The organism is Pseudokineococcus basanitobsidens (genome assembly GCF_037482545.1).
Taxonomy (GTDB): Bacteria; Actinomycetota; Actinomycetes; order Actinomycetales; family Quadrisphaeraceae; genus Pseudokineococcus; species Pseudokineococcus basanitobsidens.
Genome location: NZ_JBBIAA010000019.1, coordinates 6,480 through 22,736 on the forward strand (window position 1 = coordinate 6,480; position 16,257 = coordinate 22,736).

The 16,257-nt window shown below is 77.2% G+C and carries 15 protein-coding genes; 5 read left to right on the top strand and 10 right to left on the bottom strand.

Translation table 11 applies throughout. The annotated features are described in order from the left end of the window. The first annotated feature begins 157 nt into the window (after positions 1-157). Positions 158-1,618: a class II fumarate hydratase gene (locus tag WDZ17_RS13250; protein WP_339575641.1), complete on the top strand. Its 1,461-nt coding sequence runs from the start codon at positions 158-160 to the stop codon at positions 1,616-1,618. A 7-nt stretch (positions 1,619-1,625) separates the two neighbouring features. Here the strand turns inward: WDZ17_RS13250 and WDZ17_RS13255 are convergent, their stop codons facing one another. The 3 genes from WDZ17_RS13255 to WDZ17_RS13265 all read right to left on the bottom strand — a co-directional run bounded on the left by WDZ17_RS13255 (position 1,626) and on the right by WDZ17_RS13265 (position 5,104). Next, positions 1,626-2,465 carry an aggregation-promoting factor C-terminal-like domain-containing protein gene (locus WDZ17_RS13255; protein ID WP_339575642.1) on the bottom strand — a complete coding sequence of 280 codons (840 nt, stop codon included), beginning with the start codon at positions 2,463-2,465 and terminating at the stop codon, positions 1,626-1,628. Between the two features lie 251 nt (positions 2,466-2,716). Further along, positions 2,717-4,018: an RNA 5'-3' helicase PhoH2 gene (phoH2, locus tag WDZ17_RS13260; RefSeq protein WP_339575643.1), complete on the bottom strand. Its 1,302-nt coding sequence runs from the start codon at positions 4,016-4,018 to the stop codon at positions 2,717-2,719. Positions 4,019-4,336: 318 nt separating this feature from the next. Continuing rightward, positions 4,337-5,104: an isoprenyl transferase gene (locus tag WDZ17_RS13265; protein WP_339575644.1), complete on the bottom strand. Its 768-nt coding sequence runs from the start codon at positions 5,102-5,104 to the stop codon at positions 4,337-4,339. A 259-nt stretch (positions 5,105-5,363) separates the two neighbouring features. Here WDZ17_RS13265 and trhA point away from each other — a divergent pair, with 259 nt between their 5' ends. Continuing rightward, a complete protein-coding gene (gene trhA, locus WDZ17_RS13270) occupies positions 5,364-6,044 on the top strand; it encodes a PAQR family membrane homeostasis protein TrhA (protein WP_422631985.1) in 681 nt (226 codons plus the stop codon). A 32-nt stretch (positions 6,045-6,076) separates the two neighbouring features. On the opposite strand, the gene WDZ17_RS13275 is transcribed toward trhA, so the two are convergent. Then, positions 6,077-8,173 (bottom strand): thioredoxin domain-containing protein, encoded by a 2,097-nt coding sequence (locus tag WDZ17_RS13275; RefSeq protein WP_339575646.1) that lies wholly within the window; start codon positions 8,171-8,173, stop codon positions 6,077-6,079. A 238-nt stretch (positions 8,174-8,411) separates the two neighbouring features. Between WDZ17_RS13275 and WDZ17_RS13280 the strand changes: the two genes are divergently transcribed. Beyond that, positions 8,412-8,894 (top strand): ATP-binding protein, encoded by a 483-nt coding sequence (locus WDZ17_RS13280; RefSeq protein WP_339575647.1) that lies wholly within the window; start codon positions 8,412-8,414, stop codon positions 8,892-8,894. A gap of 19 nt (positions 8,895-8,913) precedes the next feature. Here WDZ17_RS13280 and WDZ17_RS13285 read toward each other — a convergent pair whose 3' ends face one another. Genes WDZ17_RS13285 through mca form a run of 4 tightly spaced genes read right to left on the bottom strand, consistent with a single transcriptional unit; the run spans position 8,914 to position 12,489 of the window. Next, positions 8,914-9,663 carry a type 1 glutamine amidotransferase gene (locus WDZ17_RS13285; RefSeq protein WP_339575648.1) on the bottom strand — a complete coding sequence of 250 codons (750 nt, stop codon included), beginning with the start codon at positions 9,661-9,663 and terminating at the stop codon, positions 8,914-8,916. Then, positions 9,660-11,240 carry a Mur ligase family protein gene (locus WDZ17_RS13290; RefSeq protein ID WP_339575649.1) on the bottom strand — a complete coding sequence of 527 codons (1,581 nt, stop codon included), beginning with the start codon at positions 11,238-11,240 and terminating at the stop codon, positions 9,660-9,662. Before WDZ17_RS13290 ends, WDZ17_RS13285 begins: the two co-directional genes overlap by 4 nt. Continuing rightward, positions 11,237-11,626: a hypothetical protein gene (locus tag WDZ17_RS13295; protein WP_339575650.1), complete on the bottom strand. Its 390-nt coding sequence runs from the start codon at positions 11,624-11,626 to the stop codon at positions 11,237-11,239. Before WDZ17_RS13295 ends, WDZ17_RS13290 begins: the two co-directional genes overlap by 4 nt. Continuing rightward, positions 11,623-12,489, bottom strand: coding sequence for a mycothiol conjugate amidase Mca (gene mca / locus WDZ17_RS13300; RefSeq protein WP_339575651.1), 867 nt, complete (start codon positions 12,487-12,489; stop codon positions 11,623-11,625). Before mca ends, WDZ17_RS13295 begins: the two co-directional genes overlap by 4 nt. Before the next feature lie 270 nt (positions 12,490-12,759). On the opposite strand from mca, the gene WDZ17_RS13305 reads away from it, so the two are divergent. Both WDZ17_RS13305 and greA read left to right on the top strand, forming a co-directional pair. Next, positions 12,760-13,188 carry a DUF4307 domain-containing protein gene (locus WDZ17_RS13305; RefSeq protein WP_339575652.1) on the top strand — a complete coding sequence of 143 codons (429 nt, stop codon included), beginning with the start codon at positions 12,760-12,762 and terminating at the stop codon, positions 13,186-13,188. A 314-nt stretch (positions 13,189-13,502) separates the two neighbouring features. Beyond that, a complete protein-coding gene (greA, locus tag WDZ17_RS13310) occupies positions 13,503-14,018 on the top strand; it encodes a transcription elongation factor GreA (protein WP_339575653.1) in 516 nt (171 codons plus the stop codon). 121 nt (positions 14,019-14,139) lie between these two features. Here the strand turns inward: greA and WDZ17_RS13315 are convergent, their stop codons facing one another. Further along, positions 14,140-15,054, bottom strand: a complete 915-nt coding sequence (locus tag WDZ17_RS13315) for an ABC transporter permease (protein ID WP_339575654.1) — start codon at positions 15,052-15,054, stop codon at positions 14,140-14,142. Then, positions 15,051-16,121, bottom strand: a complete 1,071-nt coding sequence (locus WDZ17_RS13320) for an ATP-binding cassette domain-containing protein (RefSeq protein ID WP_339575655.1) — start codon at positions 16,119-16,121, stop codon at positions 15,051-15,053. Before WDZ17_RS13320 ends, WDZ17_RS13315 begins: the two co-directional genes overlap by 4 nt. Between the last annotated feature and the right edge of the window lie 136 nt (positions 16,122-16,257).

A 16,257-nucleotide genomic window follows, 5' to 3' on the forward strand; every position in this document is an offset into this window, starting at 1 on the left:
TCGCACTGGCGGTGGGGCCCGTCGTGGTCGAGGAGGTGCGGCCGGCGCGCGAGCGGCGCGAGGTCACGTACGTGCTGCTCGCGGCCGAGCGGCGCGACACGGGTGAGCACGACCTCGACCGCAGCGGGCCACCCCCCGGGCGCGGCACCATGAGCCCATGAGCGAGCCCTCGACCCCCACGACCACGACGACCCCCACCACCGCGACGAGCACGGGCGGCGCCCCCGAGGGCTTCCGCGTCGAGCACGACACGATGGGCGAGGTCCTCGTCCCCGCGGACGCCCTCTACCGGGCGCAGACCCAGCGCGCGGTCGAGAACTTCCCGATCAGCGGGACGACGCTGTCCCGCACGCACGTCGAGGCGCTCGCGCGCATCAAGAAGGCCGCCGCCCGGGCCAACGCCGAGCTGGGCGTGCTGGAGGCCGACGTCGCCGACGCGATCGCGGCGGCGGCGGAGGAGGTCGCGGACGGGGCGCACGACGACCAGTTCCCCGTCGACGTCTTCCAGACCGGCTCGGGCACGTCGTCGAACATGAACGCCAACGAGGTGCTGGCGACCCTCGCCTCGCGCCGGCTGGGCCGTGACGTCCACCCCAACGACCACGTCAACGCCTCGCAGTCCTCCAACGACGTCTTCCCCACCTCGGTGCACGTCGCGGCGACCACGGGCGTCGTCCGCCACCTGCTGCCGGCGCTCGACCACCTCGCGGCGTCGCTGTCCCGCAAGGCCGAGCAGTGGGCGCAGGTCGTCAAGGCCGGTCGCACCCACCTCATGGACGCCACCCCGGTGACGCTCGGGCAGGAGTTCGGCGGCTACGCCCAGCAGGTGCGCTACGGCGCCGAGCGCGTGCGCGCCGCCCTGCCCCGCACCGCGGAGGTGCCGCTCGGCGGCACGGCGACCGGGACCGGGATCAACACCCCGGCCGGCTTCCCGCAGCGGGTCATCGAGCTGCTGGCGCAGGACACCGGCCTGCCGATCACCGAGGCGCCGGACCACTTCGAGGCGCAGGGCGCTCGCGACGGTCTCGTCGAGCTCTCCGGGGCGCTGCGCTCGGTCGCCGTCAGCCTCACGAAGATCTGCAACGACCTGCGCTGGATGGGGTCCGGGCCCAACACCGGCCTGGGCGAGCTGCGCATCCCCGACCTGCAGCCGGGCAGCTCGATCATGCCCGGCAAGGTGAACCCCGTCGTCCCCGAGGCCGTGCTCATGGTCTGCGCGCAGGTCGTCGGCAACGACGCCGCGACGGCGTGGGCCGGGGCGAGCGGCTCCTTCGAGCTGAACGTCGGCATCCCCGTGATGGCCCGCAACGTGCTGGAGTCCGTGCAGCTGCTGGGCGCCGGCGCGCGCCTGCTCGCCGACCGGACGGTCGACGGGCTCGAGGCCGACGAGGAGCGCGCCCGAGCGCTGGCCGAGTCGTCGCCGTCCGTCGTCACGCCGCTCAACCGCGTCATCGGGTACGAGGCGGCCGCCACGGTCGCCAAGCACGCCGTGGCCCAGGGCGTCACGGTGCGCGAGGCCGTCGTCGCCCTCGGCTTCGTCGAGCGCGGCGAGGTCACCGAGGCCCAGCTCGACGAGGCCCTCGACGTCCTCGCGATGACCCGCCCGCCGCAGCGCTGACCCGCGCTCAGTACCAGTCGGTGGCCTGGCTGTGGCTCCAGGCGCTGCACGGGGTGCCGTAGGAGGCGTCGATGTAGTCCAGGCCCCACCGGATCTGGGTGACGGGGTTCGTCTCCCAGTCGGCGCCCGCCTCGGCCATCTTCTCGCCGGGCAGGGCCTGCGGGATGCCGTAGGCGCTCGAGGTGGGGTTGTCGGCGTCCCACTGCCAGCTGCTCTCCTTGGTCCACAGCTGGTCGAGGCATGACATCTGCTCCGACCCCCAGCCGTGGTCGCCGACCATCGACGCGGCGACCGCCCGCGGGTCGCGCTGGGCGCTGCGGCTGGCGGCCTCCTGCTCGCGTGCCGCCTCCGCCTCCGCGGCGGCGGCACGCTCGGCCGCGGCCTCCTCGGCGGCGGCCTGCTCGGCGGCAGCGCGCTCGGCGGCCTCGCGCTCGGCCGCGGCCCGGGCGGCCGCCTCGGCGGCCTGCTCCGCAGCGACCTCCTGCCGGTGGTCAGCGGCCGTGGCGCGTTCAGCGCGCAGGGCGTCGACGACGTCGGCGGGCAGCGCCACCGGGGCGCGATCGACGAGCGCCGGGGCCGACCCGCCGGCAGCGGTCGTCGGTGCGCCCGCGGTGACGGCGCCCGTGGCCGCGGCGACGACGCCGAGGCCGAGGACGCCGGCCACGGCCACCCGACCGGCGCGGGCCCGGGAGACCACGGCGAGGGCGGCGGCGGCGCGCTGAGCGCGGGTCCGTCGCTCCGCCGCATGGCGGGCGGCCCGCGGCGCGGTGGTCACCTCGCCGGCGCCGGCCCGCGCAGGGCTGTCCTGGCGTGCGCGCGGGGCGCCGTGGCGGGGGGGACGGTGCACGCGGGGGCCTCTCCTCGAGCGCGCCCTGGCGGCACGCGGAGGGGACACCGTGCATCACGGAACGGTCACGGGTCAAAAGCGCTGCGTGGCGGAGGACCGCCGACGCGGGCGCGTCTGCTACACGAGGTCACCGGTCGGGCTCGTGATCACGGGCCGCGCGCTGCCGGCGGGGCGGCCTCGCCACCCACCGTCACCGGGCCGCTCGGAGCGGCCCCGCCCCCGACCTGCGCGGCGGACGCGGGCGAGGACCCTCACGGCTCGACGCCCTCCAGCAGCTCGGTGACGAGGGCGGCGACGGGCGAGCGCTCGGAGCGCGTCAGCGTCACGTGCGCGAACAGGGGGTGACCCGTGAGCTTCTCGATCACCGCCGCGACGCCGTCGTGCCGGCCGACGTGGAGGTTGTCGCGCTGCGCGACGTCGTGCGTCAGGACGACGCGGCTGCCCTGCCCGAGGCGTGAGAGGACGGTGAGCAGGACGCCGCGCTCCAGGGACTGGGCCTCGTCCACGACGACGAACGCGTCGTGCAGCGTGCGGCCGCGGATGTGCGTGAGCGGCAGGACCTCGAGGAGGCCACGGGCCATGACCTCCTCGACGACCTCGGGGGCGACGAGCGCGCCGAGGGTGTCGAAGACCGCCTGCGCCCAGGGCCCCATCTTCTCGGCCTCGCTGCCCGGCAGGTAGCCGAGATCCTGGCCGCCCACGGCGTACAGGGGGCGGAAGACGACCACCTTCTTCTGGGTCCGCCGCTCGAGCACCGCCTCGAGCCCCGCGCACAGGGCGAGCGCCGACTTCCCGGTGCCGGCGCGGCCGCCGAGGCTCACGATGCCGACGTCCGGGTCGAGGAGGAGCTCCAGCGCGACACGCTGCTCGGCGCTGCGGCCGTGGACGCCGAAGGCCTCCCGGTCGCCGCGCACGAGGCGCACGGACTTGTCCGGCGCGACCCGCCCGAGCGCCGACCCCCGCGGGCTCGACAGGACCAGTCCGGTGTGGACGGGCAGCTCGGCCGCCCGCAGCTCCTCCAGGCGGCCCTCGCCGTACAGGACGGCCATGTCCGCCTCGTCGAGCGACAGCTCCGCGAGGCCCGTCCACCCGGAGTCGACGGCCGCGTCGGCGCGGTACTCCTCGGCGGGCAGCCCGAGCGCCGAGGCCTTCACCCGCATCGGCGTGTCCTTGCTGACCACGACGACGTCGCGCCCCTCCGCGCCGAGGTTGCGGGCGACCGCGAGCACCCGGGAGTCGTTGTCCCCGAGGCGCAGACCGGCCGGCAGGGCGCTCGGGTCGACGTGGTTCAGCTCGACGCGCAGCGTGCCGCCGTCCGACCCGACGGGGACGGGGCCGTCGAGCCTGCCGTGCGTGCGACGCAGGTCGTCCAGCAGCCGCAGCGCCGTGCGGGCGAAGTAGCCGACCTCGGGGTGGTCGCGCTTGGCCTCGAGCTCGACCACGACGACGAGCGGCAGGACGACCTCGTGCTCGGCGAAGCGGAGCATCGCGCGGGGGTCGGAGAGCAGCACGGAGGTGTCGAGGACGTAGGTGCGCACGGCGGTGTCGGCCACGGTGGTGCTCCTCACCCGCCCGGCGCCCACCGCGCAGGGCGGCTACTCGTGGGTGGGCGCGGTCCCGCGGGGGGTGCGTCGGCCGGCGGGCACGCAGCCACAGGTCCTCGCGGACCGTCGCGGGCCCTCGGCCCAGCGTGGCTGCAGCACTCCGGCGACCTCCCGGGCGACCTCGGCGACAGGGGCCCGTCGCCACCGGCGACGCTACGCCGCCCGGGCGCCCGCGGTCGGCAGCCCGGCCACCGCGACCCGACGGCGCGTCGCGCCCACCCGGTCGGGTGCAGGTCCGGTCGTCCGGGTCCCGGCGCGAGCGGGACCTCAGCTCCCGTAGCGCCGCTCGCGCGCGGCGTACGCGCGCAGCGCGCGCAGCAGGTCGACGCGGCGGAAGTCGGGCCAGAGCGCCTCGCAGAAGTAGAACTCGCTGTGCGCGCTCTGCCAGAGCAGGAAGCCCGACAGCCGCTGCTCCCCGGAGGTGCGGATGACGAGGTCCGGGTCCGGCTGCCCCTTGGTGTAGAGGTGCTCGGCGATGGAGTCGACCGTGACCACGTCGGCCAGCCCCTCGAGCGTCCCGCCCTGCTCCGCGGTCTGCAGCAGGAGGGAGCGCACGGCGTCGGCGATCTCCTGGCGCCCGCCGTAGCCGATCGCCACGTTGACGTGCAGGCCTCCCCCGTCGCGCGTGCTCGCGGCCACGGCGGTGAGCCGCTCGGCGGTCTCGGCGGGGAGCAGGTGCAGCGCGCCGATGGGGTGCACGCGCCAGCGGCCCGTGCGCACGAGCCCGAGGACTGCGTCCTCGATGATGCCGAGGAGCTCGGCGACCTCGTCGGGGTCCCGGCGCAGGTTGTCGGTGGAGAGCAGGTACAGCGTGACGACGCCGACGCCGGCGTCCTCGCACCACCCGAGGAAGTCGATGATCTTGTCGGCGCCCCGGCGGTGGCCGTGGTGGGAGGCCAGCCCCGACTGCCGCGCCCAGCGGCGGTTGCCGTCCAGGATGACGCCGACGTGGTGCGGCCCGCCCGCGGCCGGCCCGCCGACGTCTCCCGCGAGACGCCGCTCGTAGGCCCGGTAGAGGAGGTCTCGCAGGGCCACGGCGCGCACGCTACTCCCGGGGCCGGCGCAGCCACGGGCGGCGCAGGCCGACGACGACGGGCACGCCTACGCTCGACCCCGTCGAGCAGGCGGCGCGGGAGGACACGTGGACGGCACGTCATCGAGTAGGACCCCGTCCTCGAGCAGGACCCCGTCCTCGAGCAGAGCAGGGTCCCCCGGGGGGTCCGGGTCCTCGCCGGCGCAGACCGGGGACGTCCGCTCCGCCGACCCGTCCGCCCCCGGCGAGGCGCCCGGCGAGCTGGACGGCGGACGGCGCCGCGGCGGCGTGGAGGTCGTCAAGCCCCTCCTGCGGGGGTGGCTGCACCTCGGGATGTTCCCGCTGGTGCTGGCCGCGGGGGTCGTGGGCGTCTCGCTGGCCCCGACGACGGGCAGCCGGTGGGCCATGGCCGTCTTCGGCCTCACCGCGGCGATGCTGTTCGGGGTGAGCGCGCTTTACCACCGGGGGTCGTGGTCACCGCGGGCGCGCGTGCTGCTCAAGCGCTTCGACCACTCCAACATCTTCCTCATCATCGCCGGCACCTACACGCCCTTCGCCGTCCTTCTCCTCGAGCCCGGCCCCCAGCGCGCCCTGCTGCTCGTCGCGTGGCTGTCGGCGCTGGTGGGCGTCGCCTTCCGGATCGTCTGGGTGGGCGCGCCCCGCTGGCTGTACGTCCCGGCGTACCTCGCGATGGGCTGGGTCGCCGTCGCCTTCCTGCCGCAGTTCCTCGCCGGCGGCGGTCCGGCGGTGCTCGTGCTCATCGCCGTCGGCGGCCTGCTCTACACGCTGGGCGCCGTCGTCTACGGCCTCAAGCGGCCGGACCCGAGCCCGCGCTACTTCGGCTTCCACGAGATCTTCCACGCCTTCACGGTGCTGGCCTTCGTGTGCCACTACGTCGCCGTCTCGCTCGCCCTGCACGACGGGCAGGTCCCCGGGGTCTGAGAGCCGCCCGCCCCGGGGCCCGGGCGGGCTCCTCAGCGCCGCGCGCCCACGGCGGCCGCCAGGACGTCGGCGTCCGCGGTCGGCGCCGCGCACACGTGCCCGCGGCAGACGTACGCCGCGGCGCGGCCGTCGAGCAGGCCGCGGTGCGCGAGCAGCGGCGGCTGCAGGCTCCCCGGCGTCCCGCGGCTGACGACGAGCCCGGGGGCGGTGCCCGCGAGCGCCGTCGCGTGCAGCCGGTCCGCGGCGGCCCGCCCGTCGGCGTCGTCACCCGCGGCCGACCCGAGGACGGCGACCTCGCGGGGGCCGTCGAGCGCCGCCTCCGCCACGGCGAGCGCCCACCCGGCGAAGCGGGGCGCGCTCCCGGTGAGGGCGCCGGCCGGCGCGAGCGCCCGCTCGGCCGCGGCCCGCAGCCGGTCGGCGCCGGTCAGCGCCGCGACGGACAGCAGCGCGCCCGCCGCGGCGCTCGTCCCGGACGGGACGGCGCCGTCCGTGGGGTCGGTGACGTCCCCGAGACGCGCGAGGACGTCGTCCCCGCCGGACGCCGGGACGTCGGTGAGCGTCCCGTCGGCGCCGACGTGCTCGGCGAGCACCTCCTCGCACAGCGCCTCGGCGGTCTCGGCCCACGCGGCGTCGCCCGTGGCGGCGTGCAGCGCGACCAGCCCCTCGGCGAGGTCCCCCAGGTCCTCGAGCACCGCGCGCGGGGCGCCCGCACGGCCGTCGCGCGACACCCGCCGCCACCGGCCCTCGTCGTCGACGTGGACGGCGAGGAGCAGGTCGGCGCACCGCACCGCCGCCGCGAGCAGGTCGGGGCGCCCCAGCAGCGCGCCGGCCTCGGCGAGCGCCGCGACGGCGAGCCCGTTCCAGGCGGTGACGACCTTGTCGTCCCGGGCCGGCTGCGGGCGGGCCTCCCGCGCCGCGCGCAGCCGGGCGCGGACGCCGGTCCAGCGCTCGGCGTCGGCCGGGTCCGCCCACGGGTCGCGAGTCAGCCGCGCCGTCGAGGTGCCGTGCTCGAAGGTCCCCTCCGCGGTGACGCCGAGCAGGACCGCCGCCCAGGCGCCGTCGTCGGGGCCGAGGACCTCGACGAGCTGCGCCGGCGTCCACACGTACGTCGCGCCCTCGACGCCGTGGCCTCCGGCCCCCTCCGGGCCGACGACGGTGTCGGCGTCCAGCGAGGAGGCGAACCCGCCCTCGGGCGTCCGCAGCGCCGCGAGCAGCCAGTCGCACGTCTCCGCGGCCACGCGCGCGCCGGTCGGCTCTCCCGTCAGCCGCCACCAGTGCAGGTAGGCGCGCGCCAGCAGGGCGTTGTCGTAGAGCATCTTCTCGAAGTGCGGGACGACCCAGGCGGCGTCGACGGCGTAGCGGGCGAACCCGCCCGCCACCTGGTCGTAGGTGCCCGAGCAGGCCATCGCCGTCAGCGTCCGCGCGGCGAGGCCCAGCGCGTCGTCCGCCGTCGGCGCGTCGGTCGCGGCGTGCCGCAGCAGCCACAGGCAGACCGCCGAGGGCGGGAACTTCGGGGCCCCGCCCAGGCCGCCGTGCACGCGGTCCTCCTCCGCGAGCAGGGCGCGCACGGCACCGGACAGGGCCTCCCGGCCCGGCGGCGCACCACCGGGCCCGCCCCCGGACGCCGCGGACCGCTCGGCGAGGGCCCGCGTGATGCGGGCGCTCTGGCCGACGACCTCCGCGCGGCGCTCGGTCCAGGCCTCGGTCACCGCGCCGAGCAGCTGGCGGAAGCTCGGCAGCTGCGGGTGCGGTCGCGGCGGGTAGTAGGTGCCGGCGTGGAAGGGCTCGCCCTCCGGGGTGCACAGCACCGTCATCGGCCAGCCGCCCTGGCCGGTCAGCGCGGTGGTGGCGCGCATGAGGGCCGCGTCGACGTCGGGGCGCTCCTCGCGGTCGACCTTGACGGCGACGAAGCCCGCCGCCATCTGCGCCGCCACGTCGACGTCCTCGAACGACTCGTGCGCCATGACGTGGCACCAGTGGCACGCCGCGTACCCGACGGACACGAGCACCGGCACGTCGCGCCGCCGCGCCTCGGCGAAGGCCTCCGGCCCCCACTCCCACCAGTCGACGGGGTTGTCGGCGTGCTGGCGCAGGTAGGGGCTCGTCGAGGCCGCGAGGCGGTTCGGCATGCCCGCCATCGTGCCCGTCCACGGGCGAGGGGCCCGACGAGGTCCCGACGAGGCCCTCGCGGCGACCGCTCGAGGCCCTCCGGGGGCGCCGCGGCGCGTCGCGGGCCACGTCGCGCGCCCGGGCGGGGAGAGCCGTAGCGTTCCCCCGTCCGAGCCGCGGACCCGCGGCGCGTCGACGGGGTGGGTGGGCCCACGCCGCGGAGCCGGGTCCCGCGGACGACCCCCGCTGGAGGTGCTCGTGCCGGAAGCCCTGCGGGCCAGCTCCCGTCCTCCCGACGGCCTGGCCGAGGTCACGTTGTGGGACCTCTCGTCCTCCGACGACCTGGCCCGCATCCGTCGCTCGCTCCACGCGGAGCTCCTCCGCCGCGGCGAGGTGGACTCCGCGCTGCTGAGCGACCTCCAGGACCGCGTGGTCCTCGTGGTCAGCGAGCTCGCGACGAACGCCCTGCGGCACGGGGCCCCGCCCAGCGCCGTCCGGCTGCTCGTCGACGACGAGCGCTCCTGCGCCGTGGACGTCACGGACACCGCGGCCGACGCCTCCCCCGAGCTGGCCGGGGAGCGGCCGCTGGGCGAGGGCGGCTTCGGGATGCACCTGGCGGCCCGGCTGGCGGACGGCGTCGGCTGGTACGTCTCCGACGACGTCAAGCACGTGTGGGCGCGCTTCGCGCTCGACGGGCCGGACACCGACGCACGGACGGCGGCCGCCGCCCCGGTGCTCTGAGCCCGCCCGGTGGGCGGGCCTAGGCCGCCGCGAGGCCCGCCATCCGCAGCCGGACGGCGCGGGCCTGCTCGGCGGCCTCGTCGAGCCGCACCAGCCGCTCGTCACCCTCCGGCAGGTCGCCGACGGCCCAGCCGAGCAGCCGGTCCGCCAGGGCGGGGTTGAGCGCCAGCACCGGCCCGTGGAGGTAGGTGCCGACGACGCGGCCGGCGACGACGCCGTCCACCGCGTCCTGCCCGACCCCGTTGCCCGTCCCGCGCAGCACGCGGCCGAGCGGCACCGCGCCGTCGTCCAGGGCCGTGCGACCGCCGTGGTTCTCGAAGCCGACGAGCCGCGGGAGGTCCAGCCGGGGGTCCGCCTCGGCGACGACCTCGCCGACGGCACGCCGCTCGGCCGGCAGCGGCTCCACCGTCCGGCAGGGCAGGAGCGACAGCCCCGGGACGGAGCCGTCGACGTCGCGGAAGGCGCTGCCGAGGATCTGCATGCCCGCGCAGACGGCGAGCACCGAGCCGCCGGCGGCCACGGCCCGCGCCATCCGGTCCTCCTGCGCGAGGAGGCGGGCAACGTGCCGCTGCGGCCCGTCCTCGCCCCCGCCGAGGAGGTACACGTCGCACCGCGGCAGCGCCTCGCTGCCGACGACCTCGACGACCTCCGCCTCGAGGCCCCGCGCCTGCGCGCGCGCCCGCAGGACCGCGGCGTTGCCGCCGTCGCCGTAGGTGCCGAGCAGCTCGGGGTACAGGACGGCTATGCGCACCGCCGAGGGGCCGCTCACCGCCGGCTCCCCGCCGCCGCCGCGGGGCCCTGCGCGGCGGCCAGGCGCCGCAGCTGCTGGAACGCCGTGTAGTTGCCGACCACGTCCACCTCCTCCGCCGGGGTCACCGGCCCGTTCCCGGCCCCGGTGCTCGCCACGACGTCGCGTCCCCCCACGGTGCCCCCCTGCCCGGTCCCCAGCGCCCGGGCCGCGCGCAGCGCGTCGGCCAGCGCGGGGACGCGGGCGTGCTCGACGCCCGCGACGGCCAGGCGCAGCGAGAGGTCCGCCGCCCGCTCGCCGGCCACGACGACGCGGCGGCCGCGCAGCCGCTCGAAGGGCACGTCGTAGATCCACGAGGTGTCGCGCCCGTCCGCACCCTGGGCGTTGACGGCGAGCACGAGCGGACGCCCGCTGGCCCCCATCACCTCGAAGTTCTCCACCCACCCGGCGGGGTTCTTCGCCAGCAGCAGCCAGAAGCGGACGCCCTCGGCGCGCAGCCAGGCGTAGCGCCCGGCGACGTCGCCGAGGTCCGCCACCGCCGCGAGCGCGTCGCCGACCGGGACCCCGAGCTCCCGCGCCGCCACGGCCGCCATGGCCGCGTTGCGGCGGTTGGCCTGCCCCGGCAGCGCCAGGCGCACGACGTGGCGGACGTCCGCCCCGCCCCCGTCCGAGCCCCCGTCCGAGCCCCCGTCCCGCGCGCGCACGGCGTCGAGCTCGCGCACGGCGTCCCCCTCGAGCACCACGTCCGGCGCCGGGCGCGCCAGCCCGCAGCTCGGGCAGCGCCAGCCGCCGCCGTCCCCGCCGCCGTCCCGGCCGTCACCGGGGTCGCCGGGCAGCGTGAGCAGCTGCTCGCACCGCGGGCAGCTGCGGGCGTCCGCGGTCCAGGAGGCCCCGACGGACACCCACACCACGCGCGGCGCCGCGGAGGCCGCCCAGACGACGAGCGGGTCGTCGGCGTTGGCGACGACGACGCCACGACCGGCCGGGCCCTCCGCCAGGCCGGTCAGCGCCCGCCGCCAGCCGGCGGCGAGCTGGCGCGTCTCGGCGGTGCGGTCGAGCTGGTCGCGGGAGAGGTTCATGAGCAGCACGACGCGGGGCGCCAGCTCGGGCAGGAGGCCCGCCAGGTGCATCTCGTCGACCTCGAGCACCGCGTCGCCGGGCCCGCTCGTCAGCGCCGTCACGATGCCGGCGCGCATGTTCGCCCCGCCGCCGTTGCTCACCACGCCCCGCAGGCCCCGGGAGGTCCCTGCGGGGGTCTCGGGCCGGGCGGCGAGGGCCGCGGTCAGCATCCGCGTCGTCGTCGTCTTGCCGTTCGTGGCCGACACGACCGCGGCGACGCGCTCGCCCGCCAGCTCGTGCACGGCGTCCGGCGCCAGACGGAGCACGACCCGCCCGGCGACGACCTCGCCCGCACCGCGGCCGAGGAGCCGGGACGCCGCGCCCGCCGCGGCGCCCGCGGCGCGGGCGGCGCGGGTGCGCACCGAGGTCCGCCGGCTCGGCCGCACGGGCGCCGGGCCGGGTCCGGGAGGCGTGGCCGGCGAGTCGCTCGTCCCCGGCGTCGCCGGCCCGCCCGGGAGCGCGGAGCGGTCGGCGCTCACCGCGGTCCCCCGGGCCCGCCGCCGCGTCCGCCGCCCGGCCCGGTCCCCGGGCTGCCGGGACCCGCCTCGCGTCCGGTCCGGCGCGGCGGCGGGTCGACGTCCGGCGGCAGCGGCGGCTCCCCCGCCGCCCGCCGCCGCTCGTCCTCCGCCTGCTCGTCGAGCACGCGGCGCCGCTCCATCCGCCGCAGCCGGCTCACCATGTTGACGAGGACGAGGATCGACACGAGCACGACCGCCGCCGTCGCGACGAAGCCGATCGGTCCCGGCCCGACGTCGCTGGCCTCGAGACCGGGGCGCAGGCCCTCCGTGGCGCTCGGCGACGGCGTGGGGGCCGCGGCGACGACCGCCGAGGCGAGGGCGCCGATGGCCGCCGCTCCGGCGATCACGCCCCGGTCCCGCCCTCGCCGACGAGCTCGCGCACCCCGGCGAACAGGTCCGTCTCCGGGACGTCGGTGGGCACGAGCGAGGCCGCGAGCTCGAACTCCTCGGTGGGCCAGATCTCCGCCTGCTGCTGGCGCGGCACGCGGAAGAAGAAGCCGCCCGGGTCGATCTGCGTCGCGTGGGCGAGCAGGGCCCGGTCGCGGGCCTCGAAGTGGTCGGCGCAGTCCACCCGCGCGTCGACGCGACGCTCGGGGCGGTCGGAGCGCCGCTCGAGCCACTCGGCGAAGGGCGACTCTTGCCCGGACGCGAGGATCGCCTCGTGGAAGCGCTCGATGCGCTCCCGGCTGAAGCCGCCGTTGTAGTACAGCTTCAGCGGCTGCCACGGCTCGCCGCCGGGGAAGCGCTCGAGGTCGGCGGCGCCCTCGAAGGCGGCGACGGAGACCTTGTGGCACATGATGTGGTCGGGGTGCGGGTAGCCCCCGTCCTCGTCGTAGGTCGTCATGACGTGCGGGCGGAACTCCCGGACGACGCGGACCAGCGCGGCCGCGGCGGTGTCGACCTCCTCGAGCGCGAAGCAGCCGGGCGGCAGCGGGGGCAGCGGGTCGCCCTCGGGCAGGCCGGAGTCCACGAAGCCGAGCCACCGGTGCCGCACGCCCAGCGCGGCGGCCGCGGCGGCCATCTCCTCGCGCCGCACCTGCGCCATGTCCCGCAGGACGCGCGGGTCGCCCTCCAGGTTCGGGTTGAGGATGTCGCCGCGCTCGCCCCCCGTGCAGCTGACGACGAGGACCTCGACGCCGTCGGCGACGTACTTGGCCGACGTCGCCGCGCCCTTGCTGGACTCGTCGTCCGGGTGCGCGTGCACGGCCATGAGGCGCAGGGGGCCGTCACCGGCCAGCTGCTCGGCAGAGGGTGCCTGCAGACCCCCTCGGATGGGCGCGGGGGACGGCGCGACGCCGGTATCGGACACCTGGGCTCCGTTCGTGCTCGACCGTCGGCGACACTGGTGGGCGCCGCGGCTGGGTGGACGACGCCATGATGGACGACGCCACCGTCACCGCGGTGCAGCGCCCCGGTGGTCGGGACGTCTGCGGGCGGCGCACGAGGCCGCGTCGGTGACGAGCGGAGGCGGTGGGGGCCGGTGGGAGGGACCACGACGACAGGCTCGACCGCGCAGCGCCTGGACGAGCGCTACGGACGGCGTCGGCCGTCCCCCCGGCGACGGCGCGCCCTGGTCGGCGCCGCTGCCGCCGCCGGTGCCGCGCTCGTGGCGTGGACGGTCTGGGCCGGGCTCGGCCTGGCCGGGGAGCAGGCGGTCAGCCACCAGGTCGTGGGCTTCTCCGACCCTACGCCGACCGGGGTCGTCCTCACCTTCCAGGTGACGAAGGACCCCGCCGCCACGGTGAGCTGCGACGTCCGCGCGCTCGCGGAGGACTTCACGACCGTCGGGTGGCGCACCGTGGAGCTCGGTCCCGCGCAGGACGCGACGCTCCAGCAGGCCGTCGAGATCCGCACCCAGGCCGAGGCCGTCAGCGCCGAGGTCATGGGCTGCGAGCTCGTCGAGGGCTGACGGGCGGGGGCCCGTCGCCCCGTCCGGGAGCAGGGCGCCGCGACCGTCGGCCCCGGGCCACGCCCGCACCCGTCCGCTAGCATCGCCCGTTCGCGGTGCCGCGGGTGGTGGCGCCGCCCGAGGCAGGGCCGGTCGGCCCGCCCGGGCGCTGCACCCCTGACGGCACCCGCTCGTGCCCCCACCACGGGCTCCAGCCCGGGGCCCGCCACGACCGGACGCGACCCGCGCCGGTCCCGAACGACACGCCGGCGCCCGCGCCGGTCGTCGACACGCCGGCGCCTGGCGCCGGCCACCGCGACCCGAGGAGGTCCCCCGTGACCGAGACCACGCAGACGCCCACCACCACCGGCCCGCGCGAGCCCGCCTGGCTGACCCAGGAGGCCTACGACCGGCTCAAGGCGGAGCTGGACCACCTCAGCGGGCCCGCGCGCCACGAGATCGCGCAGCGCATCGAGGCCGCCCGCGAGGAGGGCGACCTCAAGGAGAACGGCGGCTACCACGCCGCCAAGGAGGAGCAGGGCAAGCAGGAGGGCCGCATCCGCCAGCTCACCCAGCTGCTGCGCGACGCCGAGGTCGGCCAGGCGCCCAGCGACTCCGGCAAGGTCCAGCCCGGCATGGTCGTCGTCGCCGAGGTGGCCGGCCAGGAGATGCGCTTCCTGTTCGGCTCCCGCGAGATCGCCGAGGGCACGGGCCTGGACGTCTACAGCCCCACGTCACCGCTCGGCGAGTCGATCCTCGGCCTCTCCGCCGGCGACGAGGCGACCTACAAGGCGCCGAACGGCCGGAAGATCCCCGTGAAGGTCGTCTCGGCCGAGCCCTTCACCGGCTGACCGCCCCGCGCCCACGACGGCCCGGCCCCCGCACGGGGCCGGGCCGTCGTCGTGCGGGTCGTCGTCGTGCGGGCCTCGTCGTACGGGCCTCGTCGTGCGGGCCGGCGGTGACCCGCTCACCTCACCGTGCGGCGGCGCGCTGGTACTGCCGGACGGTGAGGGGCACGAAGACGAGCAGCAGCACCGCTCCCCACAGGACGGTGTAGAGCACGGGGTTCTGCAGCGGCCAGGCCTCGGGGGCCGGCGCCCCCGGCTGGAGGTTGCCGAAGAGGTCCCGCGCGGCCTGGGTGACGCTCGAGACGGGGTTCCACTCGGCGAAGGCGCGCAGGACCGAGGGGAAGCTCTCGATCGGCACGAAGGTGTTGGCCAGGAACGTGAGCGGGAAGATGACGATGAAGGTCACGTTGTTGAAGACCTCCGGCGTGCGGACGAGCAGCCCGAGGAACGCCATGATCCAGCTGACGCAGTAGGCGAAGAAGAGCAGCAGGACGTAGCCGAGCAGGGCCTCCCCCACGGACGTCGTGATCCGCCACCCGACAACCAGGCCCGTCAAGGTCATGATCACCACGGTGAGCAGGTTGTTGACGACGTCGGCCGTGGTGCGTCCGACGAGCACCGCCGACGGGGCCATCGGGAGCGAGCGGAACCGGTCGATGATCCCGGACTTGAGGTCCTGGGCCATGCTCGACCCCGTGATCGTCGCCCCGAAGATGACCGTCTGCGCGAAGATCCCCGCGATGAGGTAGGTCCGGTAGGCCACCGGGTCGGCGCCGCCGCCGTCCGCCCCGGGCAGGGCGATCGCGCCGCCGAAGACGTAGGCGAAGAGCAGCACGAACATGATCGGCGACACGATCGAGCCCACGAGCAGGTCGGGCACCCGCTTGATCCGGATGAGGTTGCGCCGGGCGACCGTCCAGCCGTCGCCCAGCGCCTGGCGCACGCCGCCCGCGGCCGGTGCAGGCGCGCCCCCGCCCCTGGTGCTCCTCGTGCCCCCCGTGCTCGCGGCGCTGCCGCCCGTCGTGCCGGTGCTGCTCATCGTGATCCCTCCTGCTGCACGTGCCGGCCTCGTCGGCGCCCGCGACGCCCCCCGGCGCCCGGGTCGCCGGGCCCGTCCCCGCCGCCGTCCGCGTCGTCCTCGGCGCCGTGACCGGTGAGCGTGAGGAAGACGTCGTCCAGCGTCGGCCGGCGCACCCCCGCGTCGAGCACCTCGGCGTCGGTCCCCTGCAGCTCGCCGAGGACGGCCATGAGCGCGGCGGCGCCGCCGCTGACGGGGGCCGAGAGCGAGCGCGCGTGCTCGTCGGCCGTGACGTCCTGCGCCCCGGCCCGCCGCAGCGCCTCCCGGGCGGTGGCGACGTCCTCGTCCCGGCCCACCGTCAGCTCGACGCGCTCGCCGCCCACCTGGGCCTTGAGCTGGTCGGCCGTGCCCTCGGCGATGACCTTCCCGCGGTCGATGACGGCGATGGTGTCGGCCAGCCGGTCGGCCTCCTCGAGGTACTGCGTCGTCAGCAGCAGGGTCGTGCCGCCGGAGACGAGCTCGCCGATGACGTCCCACATGCCGAGGCGGCTGCGCGGGTCCAGGCCGGTGGTCGGCTCGTCCAGGAAGAGGACCTCGGGCTCGGCCACGAGCGCGCCGGCGAGGTCGAGGCGACGGCGCATGCCCCCGGAGTAGGTCTTCACCGGCCGCCCCGCGGCCTCGGCGAGGTCGAAGCGCTCGAGGAGCTCGCGCGCCCGCGAGCGCGAGCGCGGGCGGCCCAGGTGGTAGAGGTCGCCGACCATCTCGAGGTTCTCGGTGCCGGTGAGCTGCTCGTCGACGGCGGCGTACTGGCCCGAGACGCCGATCCGGCGCCGCACGCCCTCGGGGTCCGCCAGCACGTCGACGCCGGCGACCTCGGCGCGACCGGAGTCGGGACGCAGGAGCGTCGTCAGCACCCGCACGGCGGTGGTCTTCCCGGCGCCGTTCGGGCCCAGGACGCCGAGCACGCTGCCGCGCGGGACCGCGAGGTCCAGGCCGTCCAGGGCCGTCACGGAGCCGTACCGCTTGACCAGCCCCTCCGCCACGACGGGGTGGTCGCCGCGACCTCGTGGGGGCGCTCCGGTGCTCATGCGCGCACCGTAGCCAGCAGGGCCGACGACGCGGCCACCCGTTTCCCGCCGCTCAGCCGGACCCCGTCGGCGCCCACCCGGCCGGCTCGTCGGTCGGCCCACCGCCCGGCACCGGGCGCGGGGGGGGGGGGGGGGG

Bases quoted from the DNA above. Each gene is read 5' to 3' on its own strand.
- WDZ17_RS13315 (WP_339575654.1), bottom strand. From the start codon at position 15,054: ATGAGCAGCACCGGCACGACGGGCGGCAGCGCCGCGAGCACGGGGGGC.
- WDZ17_RS13275 (WP_339575646.1), bottom strand. From the start codon at position 8,173: ATGCCGAACCGCCTCGCGGCCTCGACGAGCCCCTACCTGCGCCAGCAC.
- WDZ17_RS13320 (WP_339575655.1), bottom strand. From the start codon at position 16,121: ATGAGCACCGGAGCGCCCCCACGAGGTCGCGGCGACCACCCCGTCGTG.
- mca (WP_339575651.1), bottom strand. From the start codon at position 12,489: ATGGCCGTGCACGCGCACCCGGACGACGAGTCCAGCAAGGGCGCGGCG.
- WDZ17_RS13250 (WP_339575641.1), top strand. From the start codon at position 158: ATGAGCGAGCCCTCGACCCCCACGACCACGACGACCCCCACCACCGCG.